The organism is Idiomarina sp. 28-8 (assembly GCF_000320945.2).
GTDB classification, from domain to species: Bacteria; Pseudomonadota; Gammaproteobacteria; order Enterobacterales; family Alteromonadaceae; genus Idiomarina; species Idiomarina loihiensis.
Genome location: NZ_DF266792.1, coordinates 167,753 through 186,943, shown reverse-complemented (window position 1 = coordinate 186,943; position 19,191 = coordinate 167,753). Strand labels below are relative to the sequence as shown.

Genomic DNA, 19,191 nt, shown 5'->3' with positions numbered 1-19,191 from the left:
CGTGTGCTTCGTACAGTGGCGTTCTGCTACCCATACCGTGTTCCTTTTCTGTTCACTTTATATGCGTGTGTATGGGCGCAAATTATAGGCGTGATTCGTTTAAACTTAAAATCAATAATGCTTATAATGGTATTAATTTTTCAAATACCCAGTAATGACTTTATAAAGCGAACCAATGAAACATTTATCCTTAGAAGCCTTACGCAGTTTTAGTGCAGTGATTGAGCTGGGCAGTATGACACTTGCCGGCGAACGCATGGGGCGTTCTCAGCCAGCTATTAGTCTGCAGCTTAAAAAGCTTGAGCAGCAACTGGGCGTTGAACTGCTAACCCGCCAGGGCAGTGGCTTTGCCCTTACCGCCGACGGTGACGTGCTGTTTGACTACGCCCAGCGAATGTTGGCGCTAAATGACCAGGCCTGGGCGCAGTTCGAACCGCAACAGGTTAGCGGTAAAGTCCGGCTGGGTATTACCAGTGAATTCGCGTCCAGCCTGTTGCCCAAAGTATTGGGTCAGTTTGCTCAGGTTTACCCACAGGTTACGCTGCAGGTGACTTCAGCGTTGAGTAAAGACTTACTGTCCGGACTAGGGCAACAGTTCGATATTATTCTGGCACTGCGCGAACAAACCAATAAAAGCGATGTTTTGATCCAGCGCGAAGAGCTGGTTTGGGTGGGCTCCCCCGCATTAGTTGAGCAAGCCAGCTTGCCTTTGGTTGTGGCTCCGGAAGGGTGCATTTACCGCCGCCGTGCCGAACAGAGTCTGCAACGGATACACCAACCCTACAGAATTACCTACACCAACACCGACTTCTCAGGGCTTACCGCCGCCCTGCACAGCAGTTTGGGGATAACTGTACTGGCCCGTAGCACGGTACCGGATAGTGTTTCGGTAATAGATGCACTTGCTAATGGAAAGAAATTACCAGCCCCAGGCTCCGTCAACGTGATTATGCGCCTGGCTGGCGGCGCTTCAAGTGCAGCTTCGCAACTGGCGGATTATCTGAAAGCGAGGATTTGAACATTACATGCCCGGTCGGATGTCGGGTAGCCTGATGCTATTGCATCAGGTGGGATGTTTAAATGATCAGATGAGCAGTTTGAATAATAAAGCGATGGTGGTGGGTTCGATATCTCACCTGACGTGAACGTCAGGCTACGAGAGCTGAGCTACGGAATAGGTGGCGCCTATGGTTGGTACGTACTGGTCAGGGAGTGTGCAGCGCCATGGATGGCGCTGCCCAAGCCCCCCAGGGATGGGTTCACGGGCGGCTCCCAGACCAGTATGTAGCAACCACCGCCACCTAGCCCAGAGCCACTTCGGCTAGCTTGCGTTTTAAAAAGGTGAGTTTGTTTGGCAGTGCGAAAGCCAGGGCTCGTAGGCCTTTTACTACTGGGTTTGCTGTGCCGAAACCGCGTTTGAACGTTTCCATTGCGGCTATCATTAACTGAGTGTCGGCTTTGCGCTCGCGCTGATACGTACTCAGCGAGCGGTGCAATTGCGCCAGCGAGGATAAATCCACACCCTCAAGTTTCTCGGTTAAGGCTTTCACGTCACCAAAACCTAAGTTTGCGCCCTGCCCGGCCAGCGGATGAATGGTGTGAGCCGCGTCGCCAGCCAAAACAATACGATGCTGATACCATTGGCGAGCGTACTGCATTCTAAGCGGGAAGGCTTTTATATCAGAAACACACTCGCAACCGCCTAATACCCGCCCTGACTCTGTTTCCACCTGTTTAGCAAAGCGCTCAGCGGGCTCATTAAGCAAGTTTCTGGCGAGAGCTTCATCGGCAGACCAGACAATGGAAACCGTATGGGAGTCAGGCGTTGGCAAAAGCGCCAGCGGCCCGGTAGGTAAAAATACCTGACGAGCCACGCCATCATGCGGTTGCTCCGTGCGAATGTTCGCCACAATGCCTTGCTGTCCGTAGTCCCAGAAGGAGATTGGTAATTCAGCATACTGACGCACTTTCGAGCGACCACCGTCGGCACCAATTATAAGATCAGCTGACAGTAACCACTCACCAACTTCTATTTCCGCAGGATGAGACTCATCGCCGCCGTGAACCATTGTCCACTGCTGCGTCTGTAATATCTCCACACCGGCCTGCTCCGCGCGTTGCCACAAAAAGTGCTCAACAACGTTGTTTTCAACTATAGCGCCTAGATCTGCGGCGTTAATTTCCTTTGCTGAAAACTCAATATGCGCCGGGCTGTCTTTGTCCCACACTTGCATGCTCTGATAGGGGCCGCTTCGGTGTTCCTCCACTAAAGGCCAGGCACCACAGTCTTTTAATACGCTGCGACTGCGATCATTCAACGCACTCACCCGTAAAGCCAGCTCTTCAGAAAGCTCAGGCTGCGAATGTCTTTCCAGCACCATCACTCGCCGGTTCTGTTGAGCCAGACGTATCGCCAGGCTCAGACCAATCATACCGCCGCCGACAATCACAACATCTAACTTTTTGCGTTTCATGGTCATGGCTGCATCCCCATGGTTAAGCGTGCAAAGGCGGATTTCAGCGGCGAACAATGCTGCAGTAACATCAGCGCACTGTTGCGGCCCACAACGGTGGGTAAATAATGGTTGGAGAAACCACGCACAAGGCCGTCGGTCAGCTTAATAATGGCCTGATAGTCGCGTTCGCGGTTCTGCTCGTAGCCTTGTAAAACGCGGAAATTACCGGGGTCATCGGTTGTGGCCAGTACCTCACACAACACTTCGGTATCCCGCAAACCCAGATTAAACCCCTGCCCGGCAATGGGGTGTAAGGCATGCGAGGCGTTACCAATAATAACACTGCGGTGATGGGTTGAGCGTTTAGCCCGGCGTAAAATAAGCGGATAAAACACCCGCTTCGATACCCCGGTAAATAAGCCCGCGCGGTAGCCAAAGGCCTGCTGACAACGATGTAGAAATTCGGTATCTGACCATTGTTCGGCCGCTTCACGTTGTTTTTCAGTAAAGCTCCACACCAGTGAGGCCTGCGAATTCTGCATGGGCAACAAAGCAATGGGCCCGGCTTCGGTAAAACGCTCAAAAGCCCAGCCATCTAAGGGTTGTTTCATATCTAAGGTGGCAATGCAGCCAAACTGACCGTAGTCGTAGGTATCAGATTTTAACTCAAGCTGCTCGCGCACTAACGAGTTCTGGCCGTCGGCGCCAATCAGCAACTTAGTCTGTAATTTCTGCGCGTTATCCAGAGTGAGTTCAACCTGATCCAGCTGCTGTTTCAGCGACTCCAGCCGCACACCGGACAACCAGTTCAAATTAGGCTGTTTCTGGCAACTCAGGTACAGGTTATTGACCAGCTCTGAAGCCGAAACCACGCGCCCCAGCGCCTCAACTTTTTCGTTTTCAGCGTGTAATTCGGCAGCGCCGGCAAAACCACGATCAGAAATATGGATGTGTTTTATTGGGGTACTGTCAATGCCATCGAGCGCGCCAAGGCTTTGTAACCGCTTTGCTGAGGCAGCTGCCAGCGCAATAATGCGTTTGTCGGCGGGCGGGCCTTCTTCGCGAGGTTCACACACCACAATACGCCAGTCCGGCCGCTGCTGCGCCAGCATTAAGCCGGTTAAGGCACCCACTAAGCTGCCTCCGGCTATAACCACATCAGCCTGAATTACTGGCTTTTCATCCATTCTTCAATCTCTTCAATGGTTTTCGGTACGTCCGCAGTCATATTGTCAAAGCCATCGGCTGTTACCACTATGTCGTCTTCTATACGAATGCCAATGCCACGCCACTTTTCATCAACTTCGGCGTCTTCCGGAATATAAATGCCCGGCTCTACCGTCAGCACCATGCCCGGCTTAAAGGAAACCGGCTCGCCTTCACTGTTGCGATAACGACCCACATCGTGAACGTCCAGACCCAGCCAGTGACCTAATCCGTGAATAAAATAGGTTTTCCAGCGCTGCTCTTTGAAGTTCTCTTCAGCGTCACCGGTTAAAATACCAAGCTCCGTCAGACCGTCGCTAATGACCCGCGCTGCGGCTTCGCTCGCATTAACCAGGTTACTGCCGGGTTTTATTTCAGCAAAGGCGGCCTGCTGGGCTTTCAGCACTAAATTGTAAAGTATGCTCTGTGGCTCATTAAACTTGCCATTCACCGGGAAGGTGCGGGTAATATCCGCAGCATAGCCCTGATATTCCGCACCGGCATCCACTAACAGTAAATCGCCGTCATGCAGAACGTCGCGGTTGTCGGTGTAATGCAAAATGCAGGCATTTGCACCGCCGCCGCTAATAATGCCATAGGCCGGATGCAAAGCGCCGTTCATAGCAAACTCATGATGCAACTCCGCTGCTACCTGATATTCGTGCTTTCCGTCTTCGACAAAACGCATAATGCGACGAAACGCCTGCGTGCTAATACGTGCCGCTTCTTTCATTACCGCTATTTCTGCGGCTGACTTAATTAAACGCATGGCGTCCAGATTAGGCCGTAAATCAGACAAGCTTTGAGGCGCCAGCTTACCGCTTCGTCTGGCTTTAACACTCACTTCATCACGAGCTTCGCTGACTAACTCGACCAATATTGAATCTTCACCCATGGGGTAAAAAACCGATTCAATGCCCTGCAACAATTCGGGTAAGCGCTCGGGCAAGGTATCTAGGTCTTCTGCGCTGTCGACAGCTAAGGCTTCAACGGCATTTTCATAACCCAGACGCAAGCCATGCCAGACTTCGTGCTTTGGGTCTTTGTCCTGACAGAATAAAACACTGCGTGGGTTGCTGTCGTTGATCAGCAGCAATACAGCGTCCGGTTCGTTAAAACCGGTTAAATAGAAAAAGTCGCTGTTTTGCCGGAACGGAAACTCGGTATCGTTGCTACGGGTAACTTCACTGCTGGCTGCAACCAGTGCCAGTGAGTTTGGCGGCAACAATTGCAATAACTGCTGCCGGCGCTGGTTAAATTCGTCCTGCGGAATAACGTCTTTCATCAACGACCTCAACTCCGTCAGTAATTAATGTAAAGTTTTAGGCGGCTGGTTCGCCGGCTGTTCTTTTCGGCCTAACTCGGTGTAACACATCATGGCTGAAATACGCAGATACTCGACAATTTCGGTGTAGGCTCGTTCTTCTTCCTCATCACCGTCGTCAGTAAATTCTATTTTTGCCAGCTCGACCATGTCTTCAATGGCTTCTTTCAAGTCACCACTTAAGTTGGTCATATTTTCCTGATTCACACCATAGCCCACTAAAAAGGCGTTAACCCAGCCAGCCAGCGCGCTTAAGCGGTCAGACAACGGCGTGGTGTCTTCAGGTAACAACAAGCGGTAGCCTAAATCTTCGTCGCCCAGCGAGTGCTCAATTTCTTCTGCCTGCTGTTGCAGCAAGTTCTCCAGCTCGACGGGCAGGCCCTGGCCGTCGTATGCCAGGTCTGACATTAATATCATTAATTCATTGCTTTTGGCGTCACTACCGGTGGCTATTAGCCCGGTTAACATGCCCTGCACTTCCGACGCACTTGGCGTCATATCGTATTGTGCGTAAAGCTCAACTAAACGGTCATAATTAAAACGAGTCGACATTCACATTCTGCCTTTGGTTAATCTTGCCCTAATCCTAACACTGGCTTTACGTAATCGCTAGCTGACAAACACCGGTAGCTCATGCCATAATGCCGTTATCAACGCTGTTGAGTCAGTTGCAAGGAGTCTTTGAATGACCGCAAAAACCATGGATATAAAATTGCTGGAACGTAATTACAAGGTCGCTTGCCCCATTGGGCAGGAGAGTGCGTTACAGCAAGCGGCGGATGCGCTTAATGAAAGGCTTGAAGAAACCAAAGAACGGACCCAACTGACCAATGTGGAACAGATAGCAGTAATGACAGCCCTGAATTTGTGTCATGAATGGATTCAGGATCAAAATGAACAGTCTGCAAAAACTGCTAAACTGGAAGAGAAAATTCAGTTGCTTCAGGCAACCATTGAACAGGCTATGAGTGAGCAACGCTCACAACGTAATCGTTAACGGTTAACCTAAAGCAACAATGTAAACCCTTTTGCGGTTTCCTGGGGTGTTTGCCAGCAGGCTTATGTCCCTGAGCCGATGCTTGTATTAAAAGGGGATCACTGGCCTGCCATGAGCAAGCCCGGCTTGAACCGGGAAGCCTACGGCAGATACCATTTGCTCCCCGCCTTGAACCAATGGGTTCAAGGGCTACAGCCAGCAGCGGCACCTTGGGAAGCCACCCTTATTTTTCGCGATCCGCCTTTTCCTCAGCAACAATGGCTTTAACGTCCTGCAACAGTTGCTGAGCATCGAAAATAATGCCGTCTTTAATGGTGTACTGAATGCCCTCAGTACGCATGGGCTGGTTATTATCATCTAGTTTGAAATGCCCGGTGCCATACAACACTTTAAAGTTATCCATCGGGTTTTCATTCACAATGACCATATCGGCTTTTTTACCAATAGCCACAGAGCCAATGTCGTCTTCCATATTCAGTGCTTGGGCACCAGCCAGGCTAGCGGCATGAATCACTTCCAGAGCGTTCAGGCCAGCTTCACGCAATAACTCCAGCTCGCGAATATAACCAAAGCCGTAAATTTTGTAGATATACCCGGCGTCAGAACCCACCGTGATGCGACCGCCGTTGGCGTGGTAATCTTTTAAGAAGGCCATCCACTTCTGGTAATTCTTTTTCCAGGCAATTTCGTTATCGGTGGTCCAGTCAAACCAGTACGAACCATGCGCATAGCGGCTGGGTTCAAAAAAGTCCCATAACCGTGGCAGAGTATATTCGTCGTGCCAAATGGCCTGACGCTCACGCATTAAGTCACGCGAGGCTTCGTAAATGGTTAAGGTGGGGTTGATGGTAAAATCCAGTTCAATGAGCTCGTCACGCACCGAATTCCATTTTTCTGAGCCCGGCTCTGCCGCCTGCTTCCACAAACGCCCTGCTTCTTCAAAACGGTTTTGCTCGTTGTTGTAATTATAATCTGCCGGGTAGTCCTGCACGCGTTGCTCTTCAAACAAAGCCTCCGGCAAGCCATACCAATGCTCCATTGAGGATAAGCCCAGGCGCGCGGAATCTAATGCGTTCATAGACATCACATTCAGTTGCGCGTGGTGCATCATAGTGCCTAAGCCCTGCTCGTTGGCTTCGTCCAGCGCCGCTTCCATCACCTTACGCGAGGCACCGAAAAACTTAATGCCTTTTGCTCCCTCGTCTTTAATATAGCGAACCCACTCGCGCGCCTGTTCACCGTTGTAAATAGGTTTATCCCGGCCTTGCCCAAAGCCAACATAAGGAATAATTCGGGGTGACGTAATACGGTTGTCCGCAGCACGCTCTTCATGCCACTGCACCCAGTCCAGACCGTTAAAGCTGCCCGGTTCGCGAATGGTGGTAATACCGTGCGCCAACCACAACTTCAACACATATTCTGCAGGAATACCTTTTGCGGAACCGCCGATATGGGCGTGCATATCGACAAAGCCCGGTAAAATATATTGTCCGCTCACATCCAGTTCTTTGTCGTTAGCGCCCGCTTCAGGCCGCCCTTCCGGCTTAATTGGCACGCCGGGGTTGCCCACACTGACAATATCGACAATGCGGTCATTCTCAATAACGATGTCTACCGGCCCAAAGGGCGGCGCGCCTTCTCCGTTAACCAAGGTTCCGCCACGTAAAATAAGGCGTTCGTAAGGGCCTTCGCCGCGGTCACGTTCCGGGGCTTTAGGTGGCGCTTGCACAGCATAGGCTGCAACCGTAAAGGCCATGGCGACCATGGCTAAAGCTATCGTTTTTATTGTTTTCATCGGTTATCCTCAGGATATTCTTCAGCGTTTTTCTAAAAGCAGACTCTAGCATGACCCGACAGAACCTTAGACGCAAGTTACAGCAGATTCGCCGCAATTTACCTGCCGAACAACAACAGGCAGCAGCGCGCGAGGTTGCCAATAAACTGCAGCTTCGTTTAAGTCATCTGCAACCAGAGCAAACCACAGTGGCCGTATATAAGAGTTTTGACGGTGAACTGCCAACCGCTCCGGTTATTGAAAAGCTATGGCAACTGGGTTTTAACACCGTTTTGCCGGTACTTCACCCGTTTGCTAAAGGTCATTTGCTGTTTTTACGCTATACTCCTGATACCCCAATGACGCTCAACAAGTACGGTATTCAGGAACCCGAATTAAACGTACAGAATGTGGTGCCGCTATCGGACATTCAGATACTGCTTATGCCTCTTGTCGGATTCGATCAAAACGGTAACCGGCTGGGTATGGGCGGCGGCTATTATGATCGCACTTTGGCTCAATGGCATAGCGGTTATCAACCCAACTTATCACCCATAGGGTTAAGCTATAACGAACAACAGCTTGAAAGCATTCCCGTCGAGAGCTGGGACATTCCATTACCGGAAGTGATAACACCGGCAAAGCACTGGCGTTTCTGAAGTAAAGAAACGTCGATAAAAACCAACAAATTCCTTATACTCGCGTATAGAAGATCAAACGGAGAAAAACGCTCATGTCAGGCAACGCTGATGCACTCAAAAAAGCGGCAGCAGAAGCTGCTATGCAATACATTGAAGACGGCACTGTGGTCGGAGTCGGAACGGGCTCAACGGTAAACTTTTTTATTGATGCTCTGGCCGAACGAAAGCATGACATAGAAGGCGCAGTATCCAGTTCTGAAGCCTCAACCGAGCGTCTGAAATCGCACGGCATTGAAGTGTTTGAGCTTAACTCTGTTGTGGATGTGCCCGTTTACGTCGACGGTGCTGACGAAATTACTGAGCACGGTCAAATGATTAAAGGCGGCGGTGGCGCATTAACCCGCGAGAAAATTATTGCCGCAGTAGCGAAAAAGTTTGTTTGCGTTGCAGATGAAAGCAAAATGGTTGGCCGCCTGGGGCAATTCCCGGTGCCGGTTGAAGTTATTCCTATGGCGCGTTCGTACGTGGCCCGTGAAATTGTGAAATTGGGCGGCGACCCGGTCTGGCGTCAGGGTTTTACCACCGACAACGGCAACTGGATCCTCGATGTGCATAACTTCGATATTATGGAGCCAATGAAGCTTGAAGCTGAGCTGAATAATATTGTCGGCGTGGTCACTAACGGGCTGTTTGCCCAGCGCGGCGCTAATATCGCTTTAATTGCTCGTGAAGACGGAGTCCAAACCCTGAAGGTAAGTGACTAATGCAGATATCCCTGGCAAAAGACAAAATCAAAGTTTTACTGCTGGAAGGCGTTCATGAAAGCGCCATTCAGCTGTTTCGGCATCATGGCTACCATAATCTGGAAATACTGCAGACTTCGCTGAGCGAAGACGAGCTATGCGAAAAAATTAAAGACGCCCATATTCTGGGTATACGCTCGCGCAGCCAACTGAACGACCGTGTATTTGCCGCTGCCGAAAAGCTCATTGCCGTGGGTTGTTTCTGTATTGGCACCAACCAGGTTGATTTAGAAGCAGCGAAAAAGCACGGTGTTATTGTTTTCAACGCACCATTTTCAAATACCCGCAGTGTTGCTGAGCTGGTTTTAGCCGAAATTATTATGTTGTTACGCGGCATTCCTGAAAAAAATGCCGTGGCCCACGAAGGTGGCTGGCTAAAATCAGCTAAACAGTCTTTTGAGGCACGCGGGAAAATACTGGGCATTGTCGGCTATGGTCATATTGGTAGTCAGTTGAGTGTTTTAGCCGAACAATTGGGCATGCACATTCGTTACTTCGATATTGAAGACAAACTGCCTATGGGCAATGCTCAGTCGGTAGCCACGTTAGATGACTTGTTGGCACAATCCGATATCATCACTTTGCACGTGCCCGAAAATGAGCAAACTCAGTGGATGATAGGCCGCCGCCAAATGGAGCGGATGAAGCCCGGCAGCCTGCTGATTAACGCTTCGCGCGGAACGGTTGTAGACATCGACGCCCTTGCCGAAGCCTTGTCGTCACGACACCTGGCCGGCGCGGCTATTGATGTCTTCCCGGTTGAACCCAAAGGTAACAGCGATGAGTTTCTTTCACCGTTGCGCGGCCTGAAAAACTGCCTGTTAACACCCCACATTGGCGGCTCAACCTTAGAAGCTCAGGAAAACATTGGCGTTGAAGTGGCAGGAAAACTGGTGCGTTATTCCGATAACGGCTCAACCCTGTCTGCGGTGAACTTCCCTGAAGTTAGCCTGCCGACACACGCAACGGCGCAGCGCCTGCTGCATATTCATAAAAACCAGCCGGGTATGCTAAACGCCATTAACCGCATTATTAGTGACAACGAAATTAACGTGGTAGGTCAGTACTTACAAACGGATGAGAACGTTGGCTACGTGGTGATGGATATCGACAGCGATAACGGTGCCGATGTATTACAGCAACTGAAAGACATTCCGGGCACGATTCGCGCCCGGCGCTTATTCTAGTCTTTTTTACCCATAACCGTGCGTTCCATGCTCTCAGGTGAGACATGGCGCACGTCTTTGCCTTTCACAAAGAAGATAATGTACTCGGCAATGTTCTGACAACGGTCGCCAATACGCTCTAAAGAACGTGCAGACCACAGAACATTCATGATTTTTGGAATAGAACGAGAGTCTTCCATCATGTACGTCATAAGCTGACGTGTCAGCGCTTCATATTGACGATCAGCCTGTTCGTCCTGCTGATGCACGTCGTAAGCCGATTCAAGATCCATGCGCGCGAAAGCATCCAGAACTTTATGCAACATGCTTAATACTTGCTGCCCAAGGTTTTCCAGACTCACCAACAGCTGTTGCTGGTCGTTGTTAAAGCTTTCTTTTGCGACCTTAGCAATGCGCTCGGCCTCATCACCAATACGCTCTAAATCAGCAATGGTTTTAATAATAGCAATAACCAGACGCAGGTCACTGGCAGCCGGCTGACGCTTAGCAATAATATGCACACACTCTTCGTCAATCTGCACTTCCAGCTTATTGACTTTGTGGTCACTGCTCAGCACTTTTTCGGCCAGCTCGGCGTCGCCTTTTTGAATTGCTAAAAGTGAATCCTGTAATTGCTTCTCAACCAGGCCACCCATGCTCAATACACGGTTACGCACAGCCTCAAGTTCCTCGTTGAACTTGCCGGAAATGTGCTTGTTCATATTCATCTTATCCATGACACTCTCCTTAACCGTAACGACCGGTAATATAATCTTCTGTTTGCTTCTCAGACGGGGTCGTAAACAGAGTATCAGTATCGGCGTACTCAATCAGTTTACCCATATACAAAAACGCTGTCTGGTCTGAAACGCGCGCGGCCTGCTGCATGTTATGCGTAACAATTACCACGGTATATTTGTCTTTCAAATCGGTGATCAGTTCTTCAATGGTCAAAGTCGAAATAGGATCCAAGGCTGACGTAGGTTCGTCCAGCAACAGAATTTCCGGCTCAATGGCAATAGAACGCGCAATAACCAGACGTTGCTGCTGACCACCCGACAAACTGAACGCACTGGCGTTTAGACGGTCTTTTACTTCGTCCCATAGGGCTGCGCCGCGCAGTGACGTTTCTACCGCTTCGTCCAGCACACGTTTGTCTTTTACACCCTGTAAGCGTAGACCATAAACCACATTCTCATAAATAGACTTAGGAAACGGGTTCGGGCGCTGAAACACCATACCAACACGACGACGCAGCGCTGCTACATCAACGTTCTTGTCGTAAATATTGTGGCCGTGCATATCAATCTGACCTTCAATACGACAAATTTCAACCAAGTCGTTCATGCGGTTAATGCAGCGCAGAAGCGTTGACTTACCACAACCCGATGGCCCGATAAACGCGGTTACGCGGTTATTCGGAATGCGCATAGAAATGTCATACAACGCCTGATCTTCACCGTAGTAAAGATCCAGGTTTTTAATATCTAAAGCAGTCTGTTCTGCTGGCAAGTTGTGTAAGTCCAGCTTTTCTAAGTTGCTTGTACTCGGATTTACCGAAATCATAAGTTCAGACCTTTTCGCTAATTCATCAAAACTGTCGTGTTCAACTGTCGTGTTCAACTGTCGTGTTCAACGTTAGTGCTCAAGTGAGCGGTATTTTTCACGTAAGTGGTTACGTACGCCAATGGCTGTTAAGTTCAAACCGACAATAACGGTTATCAGCAAGAAAGACGTAGCGTAAACCAGCGGCCGGGCAGCCTCGACGTTCGGGCTCTGGAAGCCTACGTCGTAAATATGAAAGCCCAGATGCATAAATTTTCTGTCCAGATGGAAGTACGGGAAGTTTCCGTCCAGCGGCAACATAGGCGCCGACTTAACCACACCCACCAGCATCAATGGTGCAACTTCACCTGCGGCACGGGCAACGGCCAGAATCAAACCGGTCATAATAGCCGGTGACGCCATAGGCAGAACAATGCGCCAAATGGTTTCCCACTTAGTAGCGCCCAAAGACAAACTGCCTTCGCGCAACGACGGTGGAATACGGGACAAACCTTCTTCAGTCGATACAATCACCACCGGTAGCGTCAGAATAGCCAGGGTTACCGCAGACCAAAGCACGCCCGGTGTACCAAATGTCGGGCTGGGTAAAGCTTCCGGATAGAATACCTGGTCGAGGCTACCGCCCACCATGTAAACAAAGAAACCTAAACCAAACACACCATAAACAATAGATGGCACACCCGCGAGGTTGATAACCGCTATACGAATCAGCTTGGTCACGGCGTTTTTACCCGCGTACTCGTGCAAGTAAACAGCCGCAATAACACCAAAGGGCGTCACAATAATCGACATTAACAGCACCATGAACACGGTACCGAAAATTGCCGGGAACACCCCGCCTTCGGTATTCGCTTCGCGAGGTGGCTCTGACACAAACTTACCAATTTGCTGGAAAAAGTGCCCTACTTTTGAGAAAAAGCCCATGTCGTTAGGGAAGTTCACATCCAGCACCTGATACATCGGTACTTTAATTTCCTCACCGCGCATGTCGCGCATAATTAATGAATCACGACCCGCTTTATCGCGCAGTGCAAACAGCTCTTTTTCATACTCAAGATACTCGTTATGCAGCTCTTCGCGACGACGTTCAATGTCGTCCATGGCTTCCTGAGTTAAGTTCCCCTCAAGCTCAAGACTGCGGCTCTCAAGATTGAGCTGGTTTAGTTTGTAATTAACCGCACCTATTTCGCCTTCCTGCAGCGCCATGGCTTCTTCATTAAGCTCTACCGCTCGTTCCATGCGTTGAAACAGCTCTTCACGCAAGTTGCCTTGTGTCGCAACTCGCTCCCCCTGCTGCTCAATCGCAACTGGATAACCATAAAAGTTACCGTCTTTGGTTCGTTCAATAACGGCCAGATCAATTGGCGTTTCGTCCGCACGAATCGCAGGCCCTAACACCCAGGCAAAATCGAGAGGCACATACTCACGATTACCAATTTTCATTAGGTAACGAGTCACTTCCTCTTCTTCATAGCCGTCCATGATAGTGCCGGCGTCACTCACTCGTGAAGTTGGCACCGACTCGCTTTCATAAATTTCGCCAATTAACGTACGCGTTGAACCGTCAGCCTGTTCAATAGACATTTCGTGAATAGCTGAAGGCCAGAAAAAAGACAGCCCGCGCCAGCCAATCATAAGCACCAGCCCGATAACGGCTATCAGACTGATACTAACTGAACCGGCGGTTAACCAGATCCAGGGCTTTCCGGATTTAAACCATGTATTCATTGCTATAAACCTCTGTTCCGGAATTACATCGAGCTGTATTTGTCACGCAAGCGTTGACGGACAAATTCAGCAATGGTGTTAAAGAAGAAGGTAAATATGAACAGCACAAAAGCTGCCAGGAACAAGATTCGGTAGTGCGAGCTACCAACCTCAGATTCCGGCATCTCGACCGCAATATTGGCAGATAAGGTGCGCATACCTTCGAAGATGTTCCAGTCCATAATTGGCGTATTACCGGTAGCCATCAGAACAATCATGGTTTCGCCCACAGCGCGCCCCAGACCCATCATAACCGCCGAGAAAATTCCCGGACTTGCAGTTAACAAAATGACTTTAGTCAGTGTCTGCCATGGGGTAGCACCCAATGCCAGAGAGCCATTAGATAAATGCTTAGGCACACTGAATACCGCATCTTCGGCAATAGAGAAGATGGTTGGAATAACCGCAAAGCCCATGGCGATACCCACAACCAGCGAGTTACGTTGGTCAAAGGTTATGCCTAGTTCATTGGTTAAATAGCCACGCACATTACCGTCAAACAGGACTTCCTCAACCCACGGACTCAGACCAAACGAGAACCAGCCAACCAGCAGAACCACAGGAATAAGCAGCAATGCAGCGCGACCGTCAGTTACGGTGTTACGAATATTCGGCGGTAGCTTTGACCATAAAAATGCCGTTAGTATGATGGTTGCCGGCACCAGCAACAGCACCGCTATCAGCCCGGGCAGGTACCTCTCTATGACAGGTGCAAGCCAAAGACCCGCTAAGAAACCAAGGATAACGGTAGGCAGAGCTTCCATGATTTCTACCGTCGGTTTTACGTATTTACGCACCGAAGGCGACATGAAATAGGCGGTATAAACCGCAGCCGCTAAACCAATGGGTACTGCGAACAGCATCGCGTAGGCGGCAGCTTTTATAGTACCGAAAGAAATAGGCACCAAACTGAATTTAGATTCAAAGTCATCGGAGCCGGAGGTCGACTGCCAGGTGTAGTCAGGCTCCGGGTAACCTTCGTACCAGACTTCCTGCCACATAGCGCTCCAGGTTACCTCAGGGTGCTCATTATCAACATCGAAGACACTAAAGCGATCGCCGCTTTGCATAATCAGATAATTTGCCCGCGGATCTACCATGACATTCTGTAGCTTGTCTTCTAATGGTTTGCCCCGGTATAAATCGGCTTCAGAGGTGGTGTGGAAAATACCCAAATCGCCATTTTCAGAAACCGTGTAAAAGGTCCGGCGATAGTATTCAACTTCAATGTTCTCAACCGGAGAGCCTGCGTCAAAAGAGCGGATGTACTGGTATTCACGCCCCTCGTCGGTCGATACCTGGAACCACTGAGAAATAAGCCCGGAGTCGTGAGTTAAGAGCACCGAACTGGCGCCGGCCAACAAGTACATACCCGTTGCATTGCCTTGCTCGCGAGAATCAATAATGATCAGTTCGCGCTCTTTTACGTTCCCGGCTAAGTCCACATCAAAGACGTGTACCCGGTTACCACGACGAGCCATAACCTGACGCAAATCCGGGGTGACAATCAAATCATCAATATTGCCGTTGAGGCTGACGCGATGAAAAACGGGCTTTAAGGTTACCTCGCCGGTCATGAAGTTTTCTTCAGCGGCGTACTTAGTAATCAATAAGTTATTGCCGCCCTGAACAGCCGCAAACAGCATTGCTTCGCCATCGGTATCGTAAGCCAGTTTTTCCAGCGCCTCGCCATTCTCATCAACCACCAGTGGTTCGCCATCATTCAGGGTCTCAATGCGTGGCGTAATGGTGCGCTCGGTTAGACCGGTTTCCGGGGTTTCCGCGAAAGTGACCCCGAATTTAGGTTGCAGAACAACCGCGGAACCGTCATTTAAGCCGTAGGCATATTGCTTGTTTACCGGAAGGCTACTGGCAAAACTGGTAATTTTGTCGCTATCGGCAACCTGCTCCCAGCTAATAATATCACCGGCTTTGCGCTCAGCAGCCGCTTTATCCTGTAAAGCAAAAAACTGAAACTCGCCGGTGTCCATCAGGCGATAACCAATTTCGGCCTGCTCTTCCATACCCACAGCATTAACACCGGCACTGTTTGGCAAAGAGAAGCTTTGTTGCTCAGTTAAGTCAACTGAGCGAAAAATTGGCTGGACAACATAGAGTAGGTAGAAAAAGATAAGCAACAGTGCTACCAGAACCATAATACCACCTAAGGTGACACCATAGCGTGCGGCACGATCTTTAAATAATCGGCCCCGATTAGCGGCTAGTTGTTGAGCTGACAGTGATGCCATCAGAAACCTCAAGTTTGAATACGCGTTACTAAAAGTCTGCAGACAGTTTAGTTGAATAATATGACAGTATTGTTACACCGCTGTCATAATTTCTTAATAATGCCGTAATAGTTATAAAAAAAGCCGGCAGCAAGCTACCGGCTATTCCTTTAGAAGGTTAAATTAATCTAAACCAAGCTTCTTCAGTTCAGCTTCAACTACCGCTTTTGGTAAGCCGATATAACCGTCTTTATTGACGATATCCTGACCTGTTTTTGACAAAATCATGCGCAGGAATTCACCTTCCGCTTTGCCCAAAGGTTTAGTCGGGTGCTTGTTCACGTAAATGTACAGGAAGCGCGCTAATGGATACTGACCTGCCAACGCATTCTCAGCTGTCGCGCCAATAAATTCCTGGCCTTCGGCTTTGGCGATAGGTACCGCTTTAACGCCTGACGTTACATAACCAATACCGGAATAACCAATCGCATTAATTGAGGTAGAGACTGACTGCACAACAGACGCTGAACCTGGCTGCTCATTCACGTTCGAACGGAAGTCGCCATCACATAACGCCACTTCTTTAAAGTAACCGTAAGTGCCGGATACCGAGTTACGGCCATAAAGCTGTAAGTCGCGGTTGCTCCATTCACCATCCATATCCAGGTCGCCCCAGCGGTTCACTTGCTCGTTCAGGCCACATTTACGAGTTGATGAAAATATTGCATCAACTTCAGGAATTGTCAGACCTTCAATTGGATTATCTTTGTGTACGAATACCGCCAATGCATCAATGGCAACGCGAACCGGAGTCGGCTTGTAACCGTGACGCTTTTCAAAAGATTCAATTTCTTTTGATTTCATTGCGCGACTCATAGGACCAAAGTTTGAGGTACCTTCGGTTAAAGCTGGAGGCGCGGTTGAAGAACCTGCCGCCTGCACCTGAATGTTCACACTTGGATAGTTGCGCTTAAACTCTTCACTCCAGAAGGTCACCATATTAGCTAAGGTATCAGAACCAACTGAAGATAAATTGCCTGATAAACCGCTGACTTTTTCGTATTCTGGTAAATCGTCAGTTGCCGCAGCTAACGAACTAAACGCCAGCGAACCTGCAACAACCAAACCGGTTAATGTTTTGTTCAAAGTTGATTGAAACATAGTGTATTCACCTCTAAGGGTTATTGAACTGTTTTCGAATTGTGGTCAGTTTAAGACGGTTATGTGACAACTTTATGACAATATGAAAATTTTATGACTAACTGACTAATAGCCCGCTCGGTATACGAAATGAGAAACGGCTGCCCTTTTCCAGCGAGCTATTAATGTCTAGTTGCGAGTTGTGATGTTCTATTGCGTGCTTCACTATCGACAGCCCCAACCCGGTGCCACCACTGGCACTGTTGCGATCATCCTCAACCCGGTAGAAACGTTCGGTAAGGCGCGGCAAGTGTTCTGCAGCAATACCTTTACCGTTATCTTTAACACTGAACTCAACACCACCGGCTACGGTTTTCCAGGTGACTTTTATTTCACCGCCGTCGGGTGTGTAATTAATAGCATTGGTTATTAAATTCTGCATCGCACTGCGCAGCAGGTTTTCCTTGCCGTAAATTCGCACGGGCGCAACGTCAAACTCAATTTTATGTTGTTTCACTTCATTTAAACGCTTCGCTTCAGACTCTAACTGTTCCAGCAAAGCTGGCATATCCACTTCGTGATCAAAGACATCATTACTTGGCGTTTCCATGCGCGACAGGGTGAGTAACTGATCTACCAGATTAGCCATACGAGTGCTTTGCGCATTCATGTTCTCGACCGCTTTTTTCAGCATAGCCGGTGGCGTCTGCTGCGGCTCATCCATCATTTCCAGATAACCCTGTAATACTGTCAGCGGCGTTTTCAGTTCATGAGACACGTTAGCCACAAACTCACGACGTAAGTTCTCAAGGCGTTTTACCTGAGTGACGTCACGGGCAACCAGAAGAAACTGGTCTTCGCTGTAAGGCATAATGCGAATTTCAATGTCCAGGCTTTCGCGAATGGGTGAAGGAATCGTCAGTTCTTCGTCAAAATTACCGGCGTTCAGGTAGGCATAGAATTCAGGATGCCGAATCAGGTTCGATAACCGCTGTCCGGCATCGTCCGGCCAACGCAAACCAAAATAGAACTGCGCCAGCTTGTTACTCCACAACAACGCGCCGTCAGCACGGAACACAATAGCAGCGTCAGGCAAAGCTTCAGCCGCTTCACGAAAACGGCGTAATAAGCGCGCTAAAGCCTTACGACGTTTTTGGCTGCGCCGCTGCGAGCGATAAATACCGTCGTAAATATACGACCAACTGCCCGGCGCGGAAGGCGGCATTAAGGTACGGCTTTGCCATAACCACTTAATAAGCTTTTGCTGGTAGTAATAGTGCCAGCAAACCAGTCCTAATAGGGCCAGAGCCGTTACCGGCCAGAACAGGTCAAACAGCCAGCCAATAAATAAAAACGGCAGCAGGAATAAGGCAAGACTGGTCAGTGACTGCCAGTTGGAGTAGTTCCTGTCCATACTAAATCAGCCTGCGCTTAGCGACTTGAAAAACGATAGCCAACTCCCCGAACCGTTTGAATCAAACGGTCATAACCATGTTCGGTCAGGGCTTTACGCAAACGGCGAATATGAACATCAACAGTTCGGTCTTCCACATACACGTTGGTGCCCCAAACGTGGTCCAGCAGCTGTTCACGACTGTATACCCGCTCCGGGTGTGTCATAAAAAAGTGCAGTAGTTTGAACTCTGTCGGGCCCATATCAATGCCTTTGTCATCGACCGAAATACGGTGCGATACCGGATCAAGTTTTAAGCCTTCAACTTCCAGCGGTTCGTCGAGCACGGTTGGCGCAACGCGGCGAAAAACGGCGCGCATGCGGGCCATAAGCTCTTTTGGGGAAAAAGGTTTGGTAATATAGTCATCAGCACCCACTTCCAGGCCTTTAACTTTATCTTCTTCTTCGCCTCTTGCGGTGAGCATGATGATAGGAATATTACGGGTAAAATCATCGCCTTTAATTTTTTTAGCCAGCTGCAGACCTGAGCCGCCCGGAAGCATCCAGTCCAGTAACACCATATCCGGATAGGGTTCGGCAATTTTATCGACAGCAGCGTCAAAGTCGTTGGCTTCCACAGCTTGATAACCGTGTTGTTCCATAACAAAGCTCAACATCTCACGAATAGGCGCTTCATCTTCAACAATTAGAATTCTACGTGACATGCATT

Annotated in this window: 17 protein-coding genes and 1 other RNA gene; 6 read left to right on the top strand and 12 right to left on the bottom strand. The window is 49.3% G+C overall.

Annotated features, from left to right (window positions below):
* Nucleotides 1–175 precede the first annotated feature (175 nt).
* Nucleotides 176–1,018 (top strand): LysR family transcriptional regulator, encoded by an 843-nt coding sequence (locus RJ32_RS11090; RefSeq protein WP_034822298.1) that lies wholly within the window; start codon nt 176–178, stop codon nt 1,016–1,018.
* Nucleotides 1,019–1,301: 283 nt separating this feature from the next.
* On the opposite strand, the gene RJ32_RS11085 is transcribed toward RJ32_RS11090, so the two are convergent.
* The 4 genes from RJ32_RS11085 to RJ32_RS11070 are packed head-to-tail and all read right to left on the bottom strand — an operon-like array spanning nt 1,302 to nt 5,538.
* Nucleotides 1,302–2,480 (bottom strand): FAD-dependent oxidoreductase, encoded by a 1,179-nt coding sequence (locus tag RJ32_RS11085; RefSeq protein WP_034822296.1) that lies wholly within the window; start codon nt 2,478–2,480, stop codon nt 1,302–1,304.
* Nucleotides 2,477–3,643: a 2-octaprenyl-6-methoxyphenyl hydroxylase gene (gene ubiH / locus RJ32_RS11080; protein WP_034822294.1), complete on the bottom strand. Its 1,167-nt coding sequence runs from the start codon at nt 3,641–3,643 to the stop codon at nt 2,477–2,479. Before ubiH ends, RJ32_RS11085 begins: the two co-directional genes overlap by 4 nt.
* Nucleotides 3,625–4,947, bottom strand: coding sequence for a Xaa-Pro aminopeptidase (pepP, locus tag RJ32_RS11075; RefSeq protein ID WP_034822292.1), 1,323 nt, complete (start codon nt 4,945–4,947; stop codon nt 3,625–3,627). Before pepP ends, ubiH begins: the two co-directional genes overlap by 19 nt.
* Before the next feature lie 24 nt (nt 4,948–4,971).
* Entirely contained in the window at nt 4,972–5,538 is a 567-nt protein-coding gene (locus tag RJ32_RS11070; RefSeq protein WP_011235327.1) for a UPF0149 family protein, read from the bottom strand.
* 133 nt (nt 5,539–5,671) lie between these two features.
* Here RJ32_RS11070 and zapA point away from each other — a divergent pair, with 133 nt between their 5' ends.
* Nucleotides 5,672–5,983: a cell division protein ZapA gene (zapA, locus tag RJ32_RS11065; RefSeq protein ID WP_011235328.1), complete on the top strand. Its 312-nt coding sequence runs from the start codon at nt 5,672–5,674 to the stop codon at nt 5,981–5,983.
* 35 nt (nt 5,984–6,018) lie between these two features.
* Nucleotides 6,019–6,203: non-coding RNA, 6S RNA (ssrS, locus tag RJ32_RS11060), on the top strand.
* 3 nt (nt 6,204–6,206) lie between these two features.
* On the opposite strand, the gene RJ32_RS11055 is transcribed toward ssrS, so the two are convergent.
* Nucleotides 6,207–7,778, bottom strand: coding sequence for an amidohydrolase family protein (locus RJ32_RS11055; RefSeq protein ID WP_034822290.1), 1,572 nt, complete (start codon nt 7,776–7,778; stop codon nt 6,207–6,209).
* 50 nt (nt 7,779–7,828) lie between these two features.
* Here RJ32_RS11055 and RJ32_RS11050 point away from each other — a divergent pair, with 50 nt between their 5' ends.
* The 3 genes from RJ32_RS11050 to serA all read left to right on the top strand — a co-directional run bounded on the left by RJ32_RS11050 (nt 7,829) and on the right by serA (nt 10,388).
* Complete coding sequence (locus RJ32_RS11050; protein WP_034822288.1) at nt 7,829–8,416, top strand: 5-formyltetrahydrofolate cyclo-ligase; 588 nt, start codon at nt 7,829–7,831, stop codon at nt 8,414–8,416.
* Between the two features lie 74 nt (nt 8,417–8,490).
* A complete protein-coding gene (gene rpiA / locus RJ32_RS11045) occupies nt 8,491–9,162 on the top strand; it encodes a ribose-5-phosphate isomerase RpiA (RefSeq protein WP_034822285.1) in 672 nt (223 codons plus the stop codon).
* Nucleotides 9,162–10,388: a phosphoglycerate dehydrogenase gene (gene serA, locus RJ32_RS11040; RefSeq protein WP_034822283.1), complete on the top strand. Its 1,227-nt coding sequence runs from the start codon at nt 9,162–9,164 to the stop codon at nt 10,386–10,388. The genes rpiA and serA overlap by 1 nt, the downstream gene beginning before the upstream one ends.
* Here the strand turns inward: serA and phoU are convergent.
* From phoU to phoB, 7 genes are all read right to left on the bottom strand, one after another.
* Nucleotides 10,385–11,104 (bottom strand): phosphate signaling complex protein PhoU, encoded by a 720-nt coding sequence (gene phoU, locus RJ32_RS11035; RefSeq protein WP_034822281.1) that lies wholly within the window; start codon nt 11,102–11,104, stop codon nt 10,385–10,387. The genes serA and phoU overlap by 4 nt on opposite strands.
* Nucleotides 11,105–11,114: 10 nt before the next feature.
* Nucleotides 11,115–11,933, bottom strand: coding sequence for a phosphate ABC transporter ATP-binding protein PstB (gene pstB / locus RJ32_RS11030; RefSeq protein WP_034822279.1), 819 nt, complete (start codon nt 11,931–11,933; stop codon nt 11,115–11,117).
* A gap of 72 nt (nt 11,934–12,005) precedes the next feature.
* Entirely contained in the window at nt 12,006–13,661 is a 1,656-nt protein-coding gene (pstA, locus tag RJ32_RS11025) for a phosphate ABC transporter permease PstA (RefSeq protein ID WP_034822277.1), read from the bottom strand.
* 23 nt (nt 13,662–13,684) lie between these two features.
* Nucleotides 13,685–15,949: an ABC transporter permease subunit gene (locus tag RJ32_RS11020; RefSeq protein WP_011235336.1), complete on the bottom strand. Its 2,265-nt coding sequence runs from the start codon at nt 15,947–15,949 to the stop codon at nt 13,685–13,687.
* A gap of 162 nt (nt 15,950–16,111) precedes the next feature.
* Nucleotides 16,112–17,089, bottom strand: coding sequence for a PstS family phosphate ABC transporter substrate-binding protein (locus RJ32_RS11015; protein WP_011235337.1), 978 nt, complete (start codon nt 17,087–17,089; stop codon nt 16,112–16,114).
* A 97-nt stretch (nt 17,090–17,186) separates the two neighbouring features.
* Nucleotides 17,187–18,482 carry a phosphate regulon sensor histidine kinase PhoR gene (phoR, locus tag RJ32_RS11010; protein ID WP_011235338.1) on the bottom strand — a complete coding sequence of 432 codons (1,296 nt, stop codon included), beginning with the start codon at nt 18,480–18,482 and terminating at the stop codon, nt 17,187–17,189.
* Between the two features lie 17 nt (nt 18,483–18,499).
* Nucleotides 18,500–19,186, bottom strand: a complete 687-nt coding sequence (gene phoB / locus RJ32_RS11005) for a phosphate regulon transcriptional regulator PhoB (protein ID WP_011235339.1) — start codon at nt 19,184–19,186, stop codon at nt 18,500–18,502.
* Nucleotides 19,187–19,191: the final 5 nt, after the last annotated feature.